Genomic DNA, 17233 nt, shown 5'->3' with positions numbered 1-17233 from the left:
AAGCCAGGTTGGGCGTCCTGGGATGGTCAATGCGGTCGGGTTTCGCGGGCGAGGAGACGTCCTGAGGGATCGATTTTTGAAGCGGGTTGACCTTTTTTCCGGAATGAACTGAAGATTCCGGGCGATTGTCACGATCCCTACAGTCAGAACACCGCCGAATCCTGCGTGCCCGGTTCGCATCCGTCGCGTTGATGCGGGGCACACAGGCAAAAGGGGAACGTCGCCGAGGGGCATGGGCCTCGAGGAGCCGGAACCGGTGTCGGTGGGTGATCGGTCCGGGGAGGAGGTCGAGGTTGAGGCGAGGGCGGGGCATGGCGAGGCGCGGCTTGGTTGCCGCGGCCGTCGGGGTTGACCGAGCGGTTGCTTTTCGGTAGCACACCGTCTCGTCAGTCCCTGTCTCGGCCATCGCCGGTCGTACCACACCTCGGCAAGACCCATCGCAGCCGGATCGGAGCAGGGTGCAGCCGCCGGGTCCTTCCCGGTCGGGCAGTCCTCCACAGCGAGGCGGCCCGGTCATGGGATTTCGGCGGTCTTCAAATGCCCCGCGTCGGAGGCCACGTAAGGACCGCCGCCAGGGAAGTCGGCGGTCGTCTCCGCCCGCGGCGAAAGGAGGTCGCGTTGGGAAGGCTCAGAACTCTCACGATCCTGATGATGAGCATCGGGGCCTGGTCGGCCGCCACGGAAGGGGCCTACCAGGGGGGCGTACCATCGTCCGCCCCGGTCAATCGTCCACCGTCTCCGGTGCCGCCGGTCGAGTACCTGCGGGCGGGAGCAAATCTGTTCAACCAGGGTGACTATGATCTTGCGGCCCAGTATCTGAAGGCCGCTCACGATTATCGGGACGGACTCTCGGAGTCCGAACGCAGCCGGCTCGACGAGTACCTTCAGGCCATGGATTCGCTCGCGACCAAGCCGGCCCCGGCTTCGGGACTGGCGGCCGCGCCGACTCCGGCACCGGCTCCTGGCGCAGTCCAGGCGACCGAGCCGGGTTCCGAGCCGATCGGCCGCGACTATGCGACCGATTCCAAGTCGACGGCCCGCTGGCTGCTTGTGTCGGCCCGCGAGGACCTCGCCCGGGGCGAGTACGACGCCGCCCAGGCGAAGCTCGACAAGGCCCGGAGCATGGACGTCAAGTGGGGGCTGTTCGACGACCTGAGCCCCAACAAGCTCCAGAAAGAACTGGACAAGGTTCGACCGGCAGAAGGGGCCGCCACCGTCGCGGATTCGACCCTTCCGGTCGACGACCCGAAGGCTGCCAAGGCCGCGGCGAAGCTGAAGCTTGAGGAAGCCCGCGAGGCCCTCAGCCGAGGCGATTACGATCGCGCCCAGGCCATTGCCATGGAGGTCGAGACCTGGAACCTGAGCTTCGGGATTTTCGAAGACAGCCCGGAGAAGGTTGCTTCTGCGGCCCGAGTCTTGCGGTCTCGCCAAAATGGCGGTGACCAGAACGATCAGTCGACCTACGACCTGCTCGTCTCTGAGGCCCGGGCATTGCTGCAGCAAGGTCAGACCGACGAGGCCGCGAAGAAGGCCCGCAAGGCACTGTCTCTGAACGTCGTTCCGACTCTCGACGCCGACCGTGCGGAAGCGGTCCTCCACGACATTGAACTGGCTCAGGGCCAGGGGGCTCCGTTCGCCAGCGATCCGAACGTCAGGGTTGTGCAGAACGTTGCGGGCGAGGACGCCCTCGGCTTCGACCCCTTCGCCGAGGCTGCCCCGGCCCCGATCGACGCGTTGCCGACCTTCGACGAACCAGCCGGTGAAGCGGTCGTCGTGGGAGACACTCCGGCGGTTGATGCGGCTTCGGCCGCGATGGATCGGGCCAACGCCCTGATGGCCGGCGGCAACTTTGCTGCCGCTCGCGAGGCGGTGGACCAGGCCGTTGCCGCCGGTGCCGGTGCCGAGGCGGAAGACCTGCGAGCCCAGATCGATCTGGCCCAGCAGGCTGCGTCGTTGCAGCTCTACGATGCTGCTCTGGCCGCTGTCCGCAGCCAGGAGTTCGACCGGGCCCGAGCGATGCTCAACGAGATCGCCTCGATGCCTTCGGCACTCGATAACTCGATCAGTCAGAAGGTCGAAGACCTGCTGATGAAGCTGCCGCAAGATGCCACGAGCCGGGTCGACAACCTCGACGCCCAGCTCGACGCCGAGACGATCAATGCCCAGCGGCTCAACGCCGAGGTGGGCACGAAGGTGGCCGAATCACGTCGGCTGATGGAGGTCGAGCCGGACAAGGCGATCGCCTTGCTCGAAGAAACCAAGGCCTCGGTCATGGCCGCGGACCTTTCCACTCCAGTCGCTCGGACGATGGTCCGCCGACTTGAGGTTGCCATCGAACTGGCCAAGAAGGACAAGCTCGCCTTCGACGCCAAGATGAACGACAAGGAAGCCTACGCCGAAGCCCAGCGGACGAAGCTCCGCATCCTCGAGGCCGACTCTGCCAAGCAGCGTCAGGTCGAGGAGATGATGGACAAGGCCATGGCCGCCCAGAACGACGGCGACTACGCCGCCGCCGAAGCCTGGGCCGAACGAGTCATCGCCCTTGATCCGAACAACGTCTCGGCCACGGCAATGGCCACGGTCATGCGGGTCCGTCGTCACTACGAGGAAGACCAGCGCATCCGGGCCGCCAAGGAAGAAGGTGTCCTGAACGCCCTGCACGATGTGGACCGGGCGTCGGTCATCGACGGCGACCTGTTGCGGGATGGGATCACCTACCCGCGCAACTTCCTCGAAATGACCAAGAACCGGGATCGGTTCGCTGACCCGATGCCGTACAAGGAGCCGGAGACCATCGAGGTTGAGAAGAAGCTCAACGAGCCGATCTCGATCAACATGCCCAACGGCACCATCGGCGAGGCGGTGGGTTTCCTGCGGAACTACACCGGCCTGAACATCGTGGTCGACAACGTTGCTCTGCAAGACGAGGCCCTGACCGAGTCGACCCAGATCAACAACCTGGTCCTGACCAACACGAAGATCAAGACCGTCCTCAGCCTGATGCTCGAGCCGCTTGGCCTGAGCTACAAGATCGAGGATGGCGTGCTGGTCATCACCACCCCGCAGTCCAAGAGCCGATCGTTCGCTCGGGTTTACCAGGTGGCCGACCTCGTCGTCGCCCCGCCGCGGAACCCGAAGCCGCCGATGCAGACGATCAATCAGCCCAACCCGGTCGGGCAGAACAACGTCAACCAGGCGGGCTTCACTCCCGAGGCCAACGGCGACTCGGGCGGCTGGACTGTCGAGAAGCAGGACCCTGACGTTGACTTCAGCCCCTTGATCCAGCTGATCACCACCTCGATCGCCCCGGGCACGTGGGAGATCAAGGACCCGAACACCGGAAGCTCGGTCCGGACCAACTACGGCCTGGGCGGTGGCGGCTTCGGTGGCGACCAGGGACTCGGATTCGGCGAGGATGAGCCTCCGATCGGTTCGATCACGCCGTTCTTCCTGAACCTGAGCCTCATCATCCGCCACACGTCGGATGTGCACGATCAGGTCATCGACCTGCTTCGCCAGCTCAGACGGCTCCAGGACCTTCAGGTCTCGGTCGAGGTGCGGTTCATCACCGTCAACGATAGCTTCGCCGAGTTCATCGGTGTCGACTTCGACTTCTCGATCCAGTCTGACCTGTTCGGACCCAAGAGCAGCTTCGTGGTCCCGAACCCGGCCGCCGAGCCGATTGTTCCTGGCCCTGGCACCGGGACCGACGGTGAAGCCATCGCTCCCTGGCTGGTCAACCCGCAGCGAGACATCTCGCTGGGCAACCGCAAGCCCCTGACCCTCGGCGTCGGAAACGCTCAGCCGGGCATCGGGTCGCAGCGGTTCACCGGAGACCTTCAAATCCCGGTCCTGCAGGATAGCTACTCGCCGGCGAGCCTGATCTCGAACCTTGGCAACCTGAACGCGGGGACGAACTTCGGTATCGCCTTCCTCAGCGACCTGGAAGTCTACCTGTTCCTCACCGCGGTCCAGCAGAATACGCGGGCCAACGTGGTGCAGGCTCCAAAGGTCACGACCTTCAACGGTGCTTCGGCGACCATCGGCGACCAGACGCAGCGGTTCCTCGTCACCGGCCTGACTCCGGTGGTCAACGCGGGTGCCGTCGCCTTCCAGCCGCAGATTTCGCCGATCCAGGACGGTGTGACCCTGCAGGTGACCCCGGTCGTGACGGCGGACCGCCGCTACGTCCGACTGACCCTCTCACCGTTCTTCCAGGTGCTCTCGGACGTGCAAACCTTCACCTTCGGTGCGGGTGCAGTCGGCGGTGGCGGTCTGGGCGGTGGTGCGGCCGACCTGCAATCGACCCTCCAGCTGCCGATCGTCTCCAATACCTTCGTCAACACGACGGTGACGGTCCCCGACGGCGGCACGGTGCTCCTGGGCGGCATCAAGCGGCTGACCGAGCAGCGGCTGGAGTTCGGCACGCCGGTCCTCTCGAAGATTCCGACCATCAACCGACTGTTCCGCAACATCGGCATCGGCCGAACCACGGACAGCCTCATGCTGATGGTCACGCCTCGGATCATCATCCTCGAGGAGGAAGAGGAACGGCTGGGTATCCCGGCCGTCCCGGTGCCGGGTCTCTGATCCCAGAGCCCGCCCGCGGGCCGGGCTGATCGGGACGCCTCAACTCGACGCGGCCCGGCCCTCCCGCCAACCTTTCTTCCCAAACGCGACGAGAGCCGTCGGGGACCATTCCCCGGCGGCTCTTTTCAATTGCAGAGACGGGCGATAGCCTGGAATCGTTGGTGATCGCGTTTTGATCCCCTCCGGTCAGGCCACCCACTCCGATCGACCTTTTTGAGACCGAGGACCCGTTTCCATGGATGCTTCCTGGCTCATCGGAATTGTCCTGATCACCGCCGGATCGGTCACCTCACCCCCGACTCAGCTTCCCGTCGATGCGCCCAAGGAAGACTCATACCAGGCCCCGGAATCCTATCGCCCCCTTGGTCCGGCCCTCTGGTTTGATCCGGAATCGCGACGCCTGATCCTTCGAGCCCAGGTCGTTCGCCGGGAAGGGTTTCTCGAACATCTGCTGTGCTTACGCCATTCGAAAGAGCACGAGTCGATCCTGGCCACTGCGGCCACGCCACGACTGATTCATGCGGGGCTGATCCTCACGGGCGTTGAACCCGGCCACCCGGTCCGGTATCGCCCGGAGTTTGCCCCAGCCACGGGGCCGCAAATCGCGATCACGGTCGAGTGGGTCGAGGACGGCAAGCCTCGATCGGCCGACGCGCGCACCTTCGTCCAGAACGAACAGACGGGTGAGTCTCTGAACCATCACTGGGTGTTCGCCGGGAGCATGGAGATTGACCGCCCAGGGCTCGAACAGCCGCTTTATGCCGCCGACGGAGGCGACCTGATCACCGTCGCCAATTTCCCGGAGGCAATTCTTGACCTGCCGATCGCCAGCACGGCCGACGACCAGGCCTTGAATTACGTGGCCAACACCCCGGTCCTTCCTCCACTTGGGGATTTCGTCACCCTTATCCTGGACCCAGTGAATCGCCCGGCTGCCGACACCGCCACCGAGACCGATCCTGCCTTGCCCGTCGAGGGGCCTGGTCATTAATCGGAAGCGAGGACACGTGGAGATGGCCCCCGCACCGAGGGGAGCGTCAGGTCCTCGGCGTTGGTTCCGGTTCGTCGATCAGGGTCCGATCTTCCGGAGTCGAATGGGGGTTGTCAGTCTGCGGAGCGTCCCGGTTCTCCTGGCCGTTGACGCTTCGAGCCACCTCGACCCAGTCGTCCGGATTCCAGACCTCGTCCGGGACGATCCGACCGGCGAGCCGATCGAACCGTGTTCGAGACTCGATTACCACGACCGTGGTCACAATCGCGTAGAGTCCGAGCCGGACGATCGTGTACGACGTGGCGAAGTCGACCGGGAACCAGGGGGTCGCACTGGTTGTCAGACCGAAGCGATCGGCGATCAACCACCCCAGAAACAACCCGAGCGCTCCCATTCCGACGGCCAGCAGCGTGAGAAGCGCAAGCCCCGCCCAGGCGGCCAGCCATGCACCAATCGTCAAGGCCATTGCGGTTGTCACGCTGGATGCTCCGAGCGAAACCCGCACCCCAACAGCGGCCATGAAGGTCATCATGACGATGGTCGAGGCAAGCTGGATGATGTACTCGCTCGGTTCCATCGCGCCGATTCCGAGCGCAAGCGACCAGGCCAGGAGCATGGCCAGAATCAACCATCGCAAGGAGTGGAGACTCCCAATCAGCTTACCCGCCACGATCTCCGGACCTTCGAGCGGGCTGGTGAGCAAGGCGTCCCAGGTGCCTCGCTCACGCTCGGAAGCGATCGCCACCGCCGCGCGAAGACCGACGGCCCAGGCGAGAAAGAGACTGAACCAGGAAGCCGTATCCACGATGGCCCGCTGAAACCAGACGAGCCGCTCCGACGCCTGGTCGATCGACGATTGCCGCACCAGGGCGTCGAGATACAACCCGGTCAGGACCACACTCGCCAGCACGAGATAGAGTACGGCGAGGACTCCGAGCCATTTCCCGAGCCCTCCGAGACTGTTCCGCCGTTCGATATAGATCTCTTTCCAGAGCATGGGACGATCGCCCATCGGCCGAACGCGCCGCCTGCCCACCTTCCAGCCTTGCCAGAACCACCCGGCGTGGCCGTCGAGCCATCGCAGGCTGTTGGGCCTGAGGCGAAGCACCGCCACCGCGGTCCCCACCAGACCAATCGTCAGCCAGTACGCCAGGGACCCGAGCGCAGGCCCAACATCTTCCTGCCAGACCAACGGGCCAATCGCGCCGAACGGATTGAGCGGGGCCAGTGCGCCGACTTCTCCCGGCCGGACCAGCTCTGCCAGTAAAGGCGTCAGCAGCAACCCTAGACCGATCGCATAGGAGCCGAGCAGGGCGTCGCGTCCTCTTCGAGACAGAACTGCCACCCCCGCCGTCACCCCCGAGGCCCCAAGAGCCAGTCCAGGCCCGTAGAGGAGCATGACGCCGAGAACTCCCGGCCGGATGGCCGCCAGAAAGCCAAGCAGGAGCATTGGCGGGAGCATGGCCAGCAAGACCGCCCCGACCTGGGTCAGTCGACCCGCGAGCCGTCCCGCCACGATTTCCAGGGCGGAGACGCGAGTCGTGAGCAAGAGGCCCATCGATCCCCGCTCCTGTTCTCCGCTGAGGCTCCCCGCAATCACTGCCGGCCCGAAGACGAGCGCGATGGTGGTCGCAAGGCCAATGAGCAGCGTTAGGCCACCGCGCAAGGCCTGATATGGGGAGAAGTCCGGATCGGCCGCCTCGTTCCAGTTGATCCACCACCACCAAAGGATCGCCATGGCGATCGCCGCCGAGAGCAGGCCCGCGACTCCTCGAGCCAGAAACAGCCACCCCTTGCCGACCGCTCTGCGACACTCCGGACCGACCAGAGGGCCAAGCCAGACTTCGCTTGCCACCCTCATCGGACTCGCCCCGCCTCAATCATCATCTGCCTGGCCCGGATCTCGGCCGGCATGCTCGCCGCCTTCACGCCGGGACGGTTCAGCATGACAAGCATCACAATTGGATAAATCGCCCCCAGGATCAGCATGCCGACTCCCATGACCGTGTAGGTGACGGCATAAATCTGCGTCATGCTGGGCATTCCTGCCGGCAATCCTCCACCCTGGACCGCGATGGTCTCCTGCACCGCTTCACCTAATCGTCGGGAGAACGACGGCACCACGAAGACCACAAACACGGTTTGCAAGAGCAGGAGGCGCACCAGTTTGATGCCCGCCACCCAGAGGCTCAGCCGTCGCGCCCACTCGACACGTTGCAGGAGACCGGCCCCCGCGACAATCATCAACAGATTGATTCCCAGCGAAGTGGCCGAGTTGACGACCGACCAGGTTCCGAACGACTGCATCTGGCTGCCCATCATCACCAGCTCGGACCCTGGCGGCAGCTTCGGACCAAGGGCGGCTCGCCGCTCGCGTTCTTCTCGAAACACGCGCCGGGCGTCCTCAGACGTTGCAGCGGCTTCTCGCTTCTCCAGGGTCGCGATCTTCTGTTGATGCTCGCGTTCTGCCTGGAGCATGAGGGCTCGTTTCAAGCCCTCGTAGGGTTCGGCTGTCATGCCGCTGAAGGCCATTCCTCCGAGCATGCTCCATGCGACCGCCACCAGGACTGCGCCGAAGAGCAGATTCAGGGTTCCAATCACCCGCAAGGGCTTCGGCCTTGGCCGAATGGGAGGAGAGGGCTGTGGTTTGCTCATGGGTCTGCTCGTCTCGTGATGGTGGGTTCTGGGGATCGGCGAGCGGGAATTCGAAGCTCAATCGCCCGATGACCTGTCCGGTCTCACCTCGACCGCGAGCCTGACCCCTGGCCGAGAGGCAACCACCAGAACAATCAACGGAAAAAGACACGAAAGTCCATTGCTCCCCACCATCACAGCTTTGAATAAACGGCTCATTCCCTGTTCATAACGCATCAGTTCGGCATCGATCGCGGCTGTCTCTTCGTCGTCCGGCATGGGAGGAAACATGGATTCGCGCAGTTCGGCCGTCCAGCGATCGGCCATGCCGGGGGTCAGTTGGACGGAAACAACGGTGAATCCGAGAATGGCAAGAATCATCAAGGCCGACGCCACCCTCGCGGCCGCCCGGCCCCATCGTCTCAGGCGGATCAGGCCGATTCCCGAGGCGATCAAGAGACCATTCAAGGCCGACATGATCCCGAGCTTCACCAGGACCCCGGTTCGAAGTGCAGGATCGTCGAGGAAGCTCATGCTGAAACCAAGCCAGGCAGGGTCGTCCACTTCGCTCATCGAGAAGACCGTCTGCTCGGCGGCAATGACCTCTCGTTCCTCGTCCGATTCCGCGGCCTCCATTCGCGCTTGAAACTGATCGCGTCGGGCAGACCACTGGGCATCGCGTTGCTGGAGTTGCTGGCTCTGGGCCCAGGTCATCAGGCGGCCAAAGGTGGGCATCGCCAGAACGACACCAGCCTCGTAGACGACCGAGAGCAATAGGAGCGTCCCGAACACGAGGTTTACGTACCCGAGTGATTTCGCGGTGATCGGGTCCGCCTGGGTGTCGGTGAAGGAGTGATCGTTCATCGAGTGGTCGTCCTTCCTGCTCCAGAAACTCCGGCCGGATTGCAAAGGTGTTCGTCACAGGGCTTCCAACATTTCGACGAGCGTTCCGAAACCTCAAGCAGGCTTCGGTGGTCGTACCATTGAGCCCAACCTTTGAATTACGGGAGGACTCGATTGTCCCTCAACGTACCACAGGACCCATCGCTCCGGGTGGTTCCGCTGCCTGAGATTTCGGTACGATCCATGCTCGAGCGTGTTCTGAGGCTGGTGCACTGGATTCACCCACCCACGTTCAACCGATCGGTCGCCGCTGCCTCAGGAAGGAACGATGCCGCGTTGGACGACTCAAACCCCTATCTCGCACCTCGGAGTGGTCTGGGTGATCGTTCACGATCCCGTCCCCGGCTTGACCGCCGGCTCCTGGGTGCCTTGGCAGTGTTTCTGCTGAACCTTCCGCTTGCGATCGTGATCGCCTTACGCAACGCAAGTGGCGATGCCTGGATCGGGGTTCTGCTGGGATTGGCACTGCTGGGCCTGTTGGGAGTGCTCGTCTGCTCGATCTCGGAACGGGTCGGATTCACGATGATCGTTGGGGGGATCGGGATTGCCCTGTTTCAGGTCGTCCCCATTTTGCACGGGATCGCCGGGCTGATCGCACTTTGGTTGACCTTTGCCGCGGGACTCTTGCCACACCCTGGACAGGTCACGACCTGGCCCGCCGGCTTCTGCATTAGCCTGGTGACCGGTATGCTTCTCATGAAGCTTTCGATGGGCCTTGGCGTGCTTCTTCTCGTGCTCACCCCTCCCCGGTGGCGAGGGCTCGCGACCCGAGTGATCCGATGACGGCGATGTTCCGCCCATCCGAATCAACCCACAATCGTCCTCTTGATGCGGAGCAGCCCACGGTGTCAGACGCCTCGAACCCCTATGTGGCACCGAACAGTCCTGTTGTCTCCGATCCGGAGATCACATTCGAACCTCGCAAGGGGACTCCCGGACTATTGGTCGGCTGGGTGATTGTCTTCCTGAGCAATTTACCGATCCCAGTCATGTTCGGCAGCGCGTTGACCGAGGGTGGTGCCCGGATCGGGATGACCATGGGTACGGTGCTGCTTGGTCTGGTTGGCGGCATCTTCTGCCAACGGTCTTACCGGATCGGTCTCGCGTTGACGACCGGAGGTCTGGCCGTCGCCCTGACCCAGGTGGTCGCGATTCCGCAGTTCATGGCCGGCATGATCGGTCTGATGGTTTCGTCGGCCCTGGGGCTCGCCAACGCAGACTTTGATCCGGCAAGTAACTCGATGACGGAGTGGCCCGGCGGCCTCGTCACCACGCTTGTTACGGGGACCTTGCTGATGGGGCTTGCTCTGGGAATTGGACTGCTGTTCCAGGTGCTCGGGTTCGGTCGTCGAAACATCAATCGGATCGAGAACGAAACACAATCCAACTAACTTTCATCATTCAATCATGTCCCCGATTGGGGTTTCCATTTGAGATAATCGTCCGGGGTATCGAGATCCTCGGCTGTCCCCGGTTCGGACACGTCGAGCAGGACCACACGATCGGCAAACTGATTGCGAAGGGCATTGATGCCGACATCTGAGGGAAGCTCTCGGATGGCACAGGCCAACGGCCAGGGTAGGCCGAGCGGATGTCCCCGTCGCGTCTTGAAGACGGGGACGACGATCGATTGGGGATGACGCCTCATCCCATCGACCACGGCGGTGACCAGGCCGGGGGTCAGGCCGACACTATCTCCCGGACAGATCAGGACGGAAGAGGGCAGGGGACCGGTTTCCAGGAGGTCCAGACCAGCCTCGACCGTGGCCCTCATCTCAGGAGTGACATCGGGTAATTCCAGGGTTTCTGCCCCGGCTTCCCTCGCCTGATCGAGCAACTCGGCCGAACCCGGCTCGCTCCTGGGGGGTGCGATCACCAGCACTCGATCGGCCCCACCGATTCGCAAGGCGGAGACAACCCGAGCAATTACAACCCCACCTTCGGCGAGGGGCAAGGTAAGCTTGGGTCGGCCCATTCGACGGCTCTGACCGGCCGAGGGGACCAGCGCGGCGATCACGAGTTGACCGCCTCGGGAGCATCCTTCGGTTCCACCCGGGCGAAGCCGTTCGTCTCGACCGCCTCCAGCCCCAGATTGCGCCGGGCGATGAGCTGAGCGACCACGCTGATGGCGATTTCCGGAACCGTTTGCGAGCCGATCGAGAGGCCGATCGGGGCGGTCACGCGGGCCAGATGCTTCTCGCCAATCCCCTGTTCACGCAGGCCGTCGAAGATCAGGCGGATCTTTCGTTTACTGCCGATCAAGCCGACATAGGAAGCGGCGGTCGGGGCCAGGTGAAAGAGGGCCTCCTGGTCGTGGCCGTGTCCTCGCGTGACGACCAGTGCATAGGTATGGGGATTGGTATCGAGGGCGGGGAGGACCTCCTCCATCGGACCGACGACGATCTGATCGGCCATCGGAAACCGCTCGGGGTTAGCATACTGGGCCCGGTCGTCGACAACGGTCACATCGAAATCCGCTTCCGCAGCGAGCTTTGCCACCGCCTGGCCGACGTGCCCGGCGCCGACGATCACCAGGCGAATCCGAGGCAAGACCGGCAAGATGGCCACCCCTCGGGTGGATGCGAGTTTCGGGCGACGTTCGATCGGCTCAATCAGCGTTGCGACAGCGTTGGGCAGATCGCGTTGCGGCAGGCTGGCGACGAGTTCCGCCTCTGGGCCGAACAGCCAGCGCTCTCCGATCGCCTCGACCCCGCAGCGTTCGGGATCGATCGCCACCGCCTCGACCAGCCCAAGCCCCGCGTCGAGCCGATCGCGGTAGGCGCGGAAGTAGGCGGCGGCCTCTGGACCCCTGAACGCCTCGGCCAGGATCACCATCTTCCCGCCGCAAATCAGGCCATCAGCCCAGGCGTAATCATGGTCGAGTACAAACGTATGACGATCAGCCCCGGTCTGGCCGAGGCGTCGAAGGGCCTTCTGCTTCACCTCGTTCTCGACGCACCCCCCACCGAGTGTGCCGACCTGTCCGCCGCTGGGATCAACCAGCATGAGGGCCCCGGCTTTCTGAGGGGTCGAGCCTTTAGTCTCGACCACCTGGCAGAGCAAGGCTTCCCGGCCGAGGTCGAGCAGGTCGGTTAGTTGATCGAGAACGTCTCGCATGGCAGGTTGCGGGGTCGAGGGGGCTGGGCGTGCTGAGCTTCGATCCGGTCCTTCCAGGCTAGTCGCGACCGCTCCCGATCGGCAAGGCAGTCCCACCGCTGGAGCCCACGACTCGGAGGGGTTACGATGCGGAAGCGTCGAACCGACCGACGCAGGCGGATCTTGATGAACGATTTCCGAATTCATGCCCACGATGACCTGATGATTGACCGCTGAGCCAAGCCGGCCTTTCCCTGCTTTACCTTCCTCTCCGAACGGAGCCCGAGCCATGACCGAGTCGAACCGCCGTGCCTTCCTCGGACAGTCCGGGGCCGCGATCGCTGCCGGCCTGACTCTCCTGCCAGCTCGATCGGGCAAAGCTGCCCCGTCCGATCGCGTCAACATCGCTGTCATGGGTATTCGGGGACGAGGAGGGGGACTCGCCCAGAGTTTCGCGGCCTTGCCGGGGTCGCAGGTCACTCACCTAATCGACGTGGACACGAACCTATTCCGCCAGGCGGTCCCAGCAATTGCCGAGCGGCAAGGTTCCGAGCCAAAGACCGCGACCGACTTCCGCCGGGTGCTCGATGATCCAGAGGTCGATGCCCTGGTCATCGGCGCTCCCGATCACTGGCACGCGCCGGCGACTGTCAAGGCCTGCCAGGCTGGGAAGCATGTTTATGTGGAGAAGCCCGCCTCCCATACGCTTTGGGAAGGGCGGAAGATGATTGAGGCCGCTCGGAAGTACGACCGCGTCGTGCAGGTCGGCACTCAGAGCCGCAGCACGCCGCATTATCGCCACGTGATCGAGGAGGTCCTGCCCTCCGGCCGGATCGGAACGATCCTCCAGGCCAAGGCCTGGAACAGTCAATATCGCCCCGACCTGCCCGAGGCCGAGGACGGGCCGCCACCTGAAGGGGTCGACTACAACCTCTGGCTCGGCCCCGCCCCCAAGCGTCCCTTCAACCCGAATCGGTTCCACTATAGCTGGCACTGGCAGTGGGACTACGGGACCGGAGACGTGGGCAACGACGGCGTCCACGACCTCGACATCGCCCGCTGGGGGCTCGGCGTGGGGATGCCCAGCACCGTCTCCTGCACCGCCTTCAAGGCGGTCAACGCACGCTGGGAGACCCCCGATACCGCGTTTGCCACGTTTACCTTCCCGGACACCCCGGCCATCCTCGTCTTCGAGCAGCGCGACTGGTCCCCCTACGTTCAGAACGGCTTCGAGAACGGCGTGATCTTCTACGGCACGAAGGGACGCGTTGAGATCGGCCGATCCGGCTGGCGACTGTTTGAAGGCAACGACCAGGTACCGGTCGAATCGGAGCCGTTCTCCGACCGACACCACTTCGAGGACTTTCTCGACGCCATCGCCTCGGGCCGTCGTCCCCACGCCGATATCGAGGAGGGGCATCACTCGGCCGCTCTGGCCCACCTGATCAACATCACGGCCCGAACCGGCCGAGGATTCCTCACCCTCGACCCGACGACCGAGGAAATCCTCAATGATTCTGAGGCTCAGAGCCTGACTCGCCGATCGTACCGCGAACCGTTCGGCATTCCGGAACAGGTCTGATCGCATCCTTCCGCTCTCCTCGAACCTCGGAGCCGACCTCGAACCATGCGATTGATCCTCGCCAGCGCATCTCCCCGACGCCGGCAACTGCTGACCGAGGCTGGGTACTCGATTGAGGTCGATCCCTCCGGGGTCGAGGAACTGGAACCCGAGGGGCCGGTCGACGCAGCTGCTTACGTCGCGGAACTGGCCTGGCGCAAGGCCCATGCCGTCGCCCTGCGCCGCGGCTCGGGCCTGATCCTTGCCGCCGACACGACGTGTACGCTCGACGGCAACTTGCTCAATAAGCCCGTCGATCGTCAGGACGCAGAGCGGATGATCCGCGCTCAGGAAGGGCGAGAGGTAGCGATTCTGACCGGGCTCTGTCTCTACCGCGCCGAACGCCACGAATGGGTCGGCGCAGTCGAAACGAGCGTGGTGCACGTTCGAGCAATGACTGACGACGAACGGATCGCCCACCTCGACTCTGGTCAATGGGAGGGGAAGGCGGGGGCCTATGGCGTGCAGGACAACGACCCGATCGTCTCCGTCACGTCCGGAAGCTGGTCGAATGTGGTTGGCCTACCCCTGGAACGCCTCGAACAGTTGATTTGCCAATATCCGTCAATTGGAAATCATCACTGATCCTGGAGTCGACTGATGCACGATCTCGTCCGATCCACCGCCCTCTCACTTGTCATCGCGTTCCTTTGCTTCATGCCGGAAGTCAGCAAGGGAGAGGGATCGCAAAGACGGCCGAACGTGTTGATCATCCTCACCGACGACCAGGGGTGGGGGGATGTCCGTTGCCACGGCAACCCCGGGATCGACACACCAACCCTTGACCTTCTGGCCGGTCAAGGGGTTCGATTCGATCGGTTCTTCGTGAGCCCGGTTTGTGCTCCTACCAGAGCGAGTCTGCTCACCGGGCGGGATCATCTGCGCACCGGGACCGTCTGGGTCACGCATCGTCTGGAGTCGATGCGAAGCGAGGAGATCACGCTCGCGGAGGCCTTGCGAGATGCCGGCTATGCCACCGGCTGTTTCGGCAAGTGGCACAACGGGGCCCATTACCCGATGCACCCCAATGGCCAGGGATTTGACGAGTTCCTCGGATTCTGTGGCGGTCATCTGAACAACTATTTCAATCCACTGTTGGAGAGAAACGGCCGCCCCATCACGCCAGAGGGCTACGTCACCGATATCCTCACCGATGCCGCGATCGACTTCATCGGGCGGCACCGTGATCAGCCGTTCTTCTGCTACATTCCGTACAATGTTCCGCACAGCCCCGATCAGGTTCCCGAGACATTCTTTCAAAAGTATGCGAATCAAGGCCTCGACCCCAAGCTCGCCTCTGTTTACGCCATGACCGAGCAGGTCGATGCCAACATTGCTCGCATCCTCCAAACGCTTGATGCCCTGGAACTGGCAGAGGAAACGATTGTTGTTTTCTTCTCCGACAACGGCCCAAACACCGATCGCTATAACGGCGGAATGCGAGGGCGCAAGGGGAGCATTCACGAGGGAGGGACCCGCGTTCCAATGTTCCTCCGCTGGCCCGGACAACTTGCCCCAGGAACAACCGTCTCGCAAATCACCGCCCACATCGACCTGATGCCAACCCTGCTGGAACTCTGTGGGGTCGAACCGCCCAAGGGGGTTGCCTTCGACGGAGTGAGCCTTCTCCCGTTACTCGACGGCTTCGAGCCTGACTGGCCCGATCGGTTGCTCTTTACCAATCAATGCCGCCCGATCCCGGAAGATGGCTCGCCGTTGCCCGGGTCGGTTCGGACCCAACAATTTCGCTACGTCCGAGAGCGAAACAGTGAGCAACTGTACGACATGATCGCCGATCCCAGCCAGCAGCGCAATATCGCTGCGGACCACCCGGAACAGACCCGGACCCTGGCGCGGGCTTACGACTCCTGGTTCGCCGAAGTCACCCAGGACTGGGACCGTGCAATCCCCGTCCCGGTCGGCCATCCCGATCGGCCCATCGTTACCTTGCTTGGCCCCGATGCGACTTTCGAGGGGGGCATTCGCTGGTGGGCCACGCATGGCTATGCGAACGACTGGCTCACCAACTGGACCCGCACGGATCAACGCATTCAGTTCGATCTCGATGTGCTCCAGGCGGGCGACTACCGTGTGACACTTCGCTACACGGCCCCCGATGCCAATCTGGGGGCGCGCGTCCGAGTCGAGGCAGGGGAGTCATCAGTTGAAGGAATACTCACCGAAGCACACGACCCCGCGCCAATCCCCAGTCCCGACCGCGTGCCGCGCGGCTCCTTCAACGATCAAGGGGACTGGAGAGGGGAAGCTTATGAAAAGGACTGGAACGAACTTTCCCTTGGCTTGCTGCGCCTTGGAACTGGTCGGCAGGTCCTCACGATACGCGCCGTCGAGGTTCCGGGAGCCGGGGTCATGGACCTCAAAGGGGTCGTCCTGGAGCGGATTGACCCATGAATCCTTCCACCTATGCTGACCGCTTCGACGGCCATCGGGCGATGAACGACCTGATCCGGCTTTGCAGTCTAGGACCGAGGCCGGCAGGTTCGGAGGCGATGGAGCGGCAGCGGGGGATTGTGGCCGAGGCATTCCGATCACACGGCGCTGAGGTGAGCATCCAGGAGTTCGAAGGGGTTCACCCGCTCTCGGAACGCACAGTCAGGCTGGCGAATGTTGTGGGCTCGTGGCGACCCGAACGACCGGATCGTGTTCTCATCGGCGGGCACGGCGATACCCGACCGAGAGCGGACCGAGAGCGTGATCCGACCCGTGTGCTTGGCCCCTTCCTGGGAGCGAACGATGGTGCCTCGGGGGTCGCGGCGTTGATGGAACTCGCGAGGCATCTGACCGAACTGCCCGGTTCGGCGGGGGTCGATTTGGTGATGTTTGATGCCGAGGAACTGGTCTTCGACGAAGTGGGAGACTACTGCCTCGGCTCCTGCGAATTTGCCCTCCGAGCCCGAAACCAGGAGCGGGCAGGGGGGCCGAGCTACGCGGCGGCCGTGGTGCTCGACATGATCGCTGGCCGAGAGATGTGCCTGACCCGAGAAGGGTTTGGAAGGGATTACGCGGCCTGGTTGACCGAAGACCTCTGGAACGTGGCCCGAAATCGTGGAACGTCACGATTCTCGGACGATTGGGGACATTACGTCGAGGACGACCACTTGCCGCTGCTCGGAATCGGGGTGCCAGCAATCGCCCTGGTGGATCTCGATTATCCCCAATGGCACACGCTCGATGATCGTCCCGAGGCCTGCGATGTCGGAGCGATCGAGGCCGTGGGCCGAGTCGTACTGGAGTGGCTGGGTCGGTGGGCTTCACTTCCCGAGTCGCCCGGAAAAACTGGCCTTCTCGACAATGAGAACCGAGAGTAACTTGCGTCGCGCGATGTATTGTCGACGTCCAGGAACACTCGGGGGATTCTCGATTGCCGACAGCGAAGC

At 63.4% G+C, this 17233-nt stretch carries 13 protein-coding genes; 8 read left to right on the top strand and 5 right to left on the bottom strand.

From position 1 onward, the window contains the following. Positions 1-618 precede the first annotated feature (618 nt). Positions 619-4590, top strand: coding sequence for a type II secretory pathway, component PulD (locus HG800_RS09370; protein ID WP_169976121.1), 3972 nt, complete (start codon positions 619-621; stop codon positions 4588-4590). 235 nt (positions 4591-4825) lie between these two features. After that, positions 4826-5581, top strand: coding sequence for a YdjY domain-containing protein (locus HG800_RS09365; protein ID WP_169976119.1), 756 nt, complete (start codon positions 4826-4828; stop codon positions 5579-5581). A gap of 46 nt (positions 5582-5627) precedes the next feature. Here the strand turns inward: HG800_RS09365 and HG800_RS28190 are convergent, their stop codons facing one another. From HG800_RS28190 to HG800_RS09350, 3 genes are read right to left on the bottom strand one after another with little or no spacing between them, the layout of a single operon-like run. After that, positions 5628-7436 carry an ABC transporter permease gene (locus HG800_RS28190; protein WP_169976117.1) on the bottom strand — a complete coding sequence of 603 codons (1809 nt, stop codon included), beginning with the start codon at positions 7434-7436 and terminating at the stop codon, positions 5628-5630. Between the two features lie 2 nt (positions 7437-7438). Continuing rightward, positions 7439-8236, bottom strand: a complete 798-nt coding sequence (locus tag HG800_RS09355) for a hypothetical protein (RefSeq protein ID WP_169976115.1) — start codon at positions 8234-8236, stop codon at positions 7439-7441. Between the two features lie 57 nt (positions 8237-8293). Then, entirely contained in the window at positions 8294-9079 is a 786-nt protein-coding gene (locus HG800_RS09350) for a hypothetical protein (protein ID WP_169976113.1), read from the bottom strand. 315 nt (positions 9080-9394) lie between these two features. Here HG800_RS09350 and HG800_RS09345 point away from each other — a divergent pair, with 315 nt between their 5' ends. Together HG800_RS09345 and HG800_RS09340 are read left to right on the top strand one after the other, a co-directional pair. Then, a complete protein-coding gene (locus HG800_RS09345) occupies positions 9395-9901 on the top strand; it encodes a hypothetical protein (RefSeq protein WP_169976111.1) in 507 nt (168 codons plus the stop codon). A 62-nt stretch (positions 9902-9963) separates the two neighbouring features. Continuing rightward, positions 9964-10509, top strand: coding sequence for a hypothetical protein (locus HG800_RS09340; RefSeq protein ID WP_169976109.1), 546 nt, complete (start codon positions 9964-9966; stop codon positions 10507-10509). A 14-nt stretch (positions 10510-10523) separates the two neighbouring features. On the opposite strand, the gene HG800_RS09335 is transcribed toward HG800_RS09340, so the two are convergent. Beyond that, the gene (locus HG800_RS09335; RefSeq protein WP_169976107.1) at positions 10524-11135 is read right to left on the bottom strand and encodes a nucleotidyltransferase family protein; all 612 of its coding nucleotides are present in this window, start codon (positions 11133-11135) and stop codon (positions 10524-10526) included. Further along, complete coding sequence (locus HG800_RS09330; protein ID WP_169976105.1) at positions 11132-12235, bottom strand: XdhC family protein; 1104 nt, start codon at positions 12233-12235, stop codon at positions 11132-11134. Before HG800_RS09330 ends, HG800_RS09335 begins: the two co-directional genes overlap by 4 nt. A 268-nt stretch (positions 12236-12503) precedes the next feature. Between HG800_RS09330 and HG800_RS09325 the strand changes: the two genes are divergently transcribed. Genes HG800_RS09325 through HG800_RS09310 form a run of 4 tightly spaced genes read left to right on the top strand, consistent with a single transcriptional unit; the run spans position 12504 to position 17164 of the window. Beyond that, positions 12504-13796 (top strand): Gfo/Idh/MocA family protein, encoded by a 1293-nt coding sequence (locus HG800_RS09325; RefSeq protein WP_169976103.1) that lies wholly within the window; start codon positions 12504-12506, stop codon positions 13794-13796. 45 nt (positions 13797-13841) lie between these two features. Next, the gene (locus HG800_RS09320; RefSeq protein WP_169976101.1) at positions 13842-14420 is read left to right on the top strand and encodes a Maf family protein; all 579 of its coding nucleotides are present in this window, start codon (positions 13842-13844) and stop codon (positions 14418-14420) included. A gap of 15 nt (positions 14421-14435) precedes the next feature. Beyond that, positions 14436-16247: an arylsulfatase gene (locus HG800_RS09315; protein WP_206352188.1), complete on the top strand. Its 1812-nt coding sequence runs from the start codon at positions 14436-14438 to the stop codon at positions 16245-16247. Further along, positions 16244-17164, top strand: coding sequence for a M28 family peptidase (locus HG800_RS09310; RefSeq protein WP_169976099.1), 921 nt, complete (start codon positions 16244-16246; stop codon positions 17162-17164). Before HG800_RS09315 ends, HG800_RS09310 begins: the two co-directional genes overlap by 4 nt. The last annotated feature ends 69 nt before the right edge of the window (positions 17165-17233 follow it).

It is taken from the genome of Tautonia rosea (genome assembly GCF_012958305.1).
Lineage (GTDB): Bacteria > Planctomycetota > Planctomycetia > Isosphaerales > Isosphaeraceae > Tautonia > Tautonia rosea.
The sequence above is the reverse complement of the archived record's forward strand: the minus strand, read 5'-3'. Positions and strand labels throughout refer to the sequence as shown.

What these genes read in the sequence shown, in the direction of transcription:
- HG800_RS09365 (WP_169976119.1), top strand. Translation starts at nt 4,826, where the DNA reads ATGGATGCTTCCTGGCTCATCGGAATTGTCCTGATCACCGCCGGATCG.
- HG800_RS09355 (WP_169976115.1), bottom strand. Translation starts at nt 8,236, where the DNA reads ATGAGCAAACCACAGCCCTCTCCTCCCATTCGGCCAAGGCCGAAGCCC.
- HG800_RS09350 (WP_169976113.1), bottom strand. Translation starts at nt 9,079, where the DNA reads ATGAACGATCACTCCTTCACCGACACCCAGGCGGACCCGATCACCGCG.
- HG800_RS09330 (WP_169976105.1), bottom strand. Translation starts at nt 12,235, where the DNA reads ATGCGAGACGTTCTCGATCAACTAACCGACCTGCTCGACCTCGGCCGG.
- HG800_RS09325 (WP_169976103.1), top strand. Translation starts at nt 12,504, where the DNA reads ATGACCGAGTCGAACCGCCGTGCCTTCCTCGGACAGTCCGGGGCCGCG.
- HG800_RS09320 (WP_169976101.1), top strand. Translation starts at nt 13,842, where the DNA reads ATGCGATTGATCCTCGCCAGCGCATCTCCCCGACGCCGGCAACTGCTG.
- HG800_RS09315 (WP_206352188.1), top strand. Translation starts at nt 14,436, where the DNA reads ATGCACGATCTCGTCCGATCCACCGCCCTCTCACTTGTCATCGCGTTC.
- HG800_RS09310 (WP_169976099.1), top strand. Translation starts at nt 16,244, where the DNA reads ATGAATCCTTCCACCTATGCTGACCGCTTCGACGGCCATCGGGCGATG.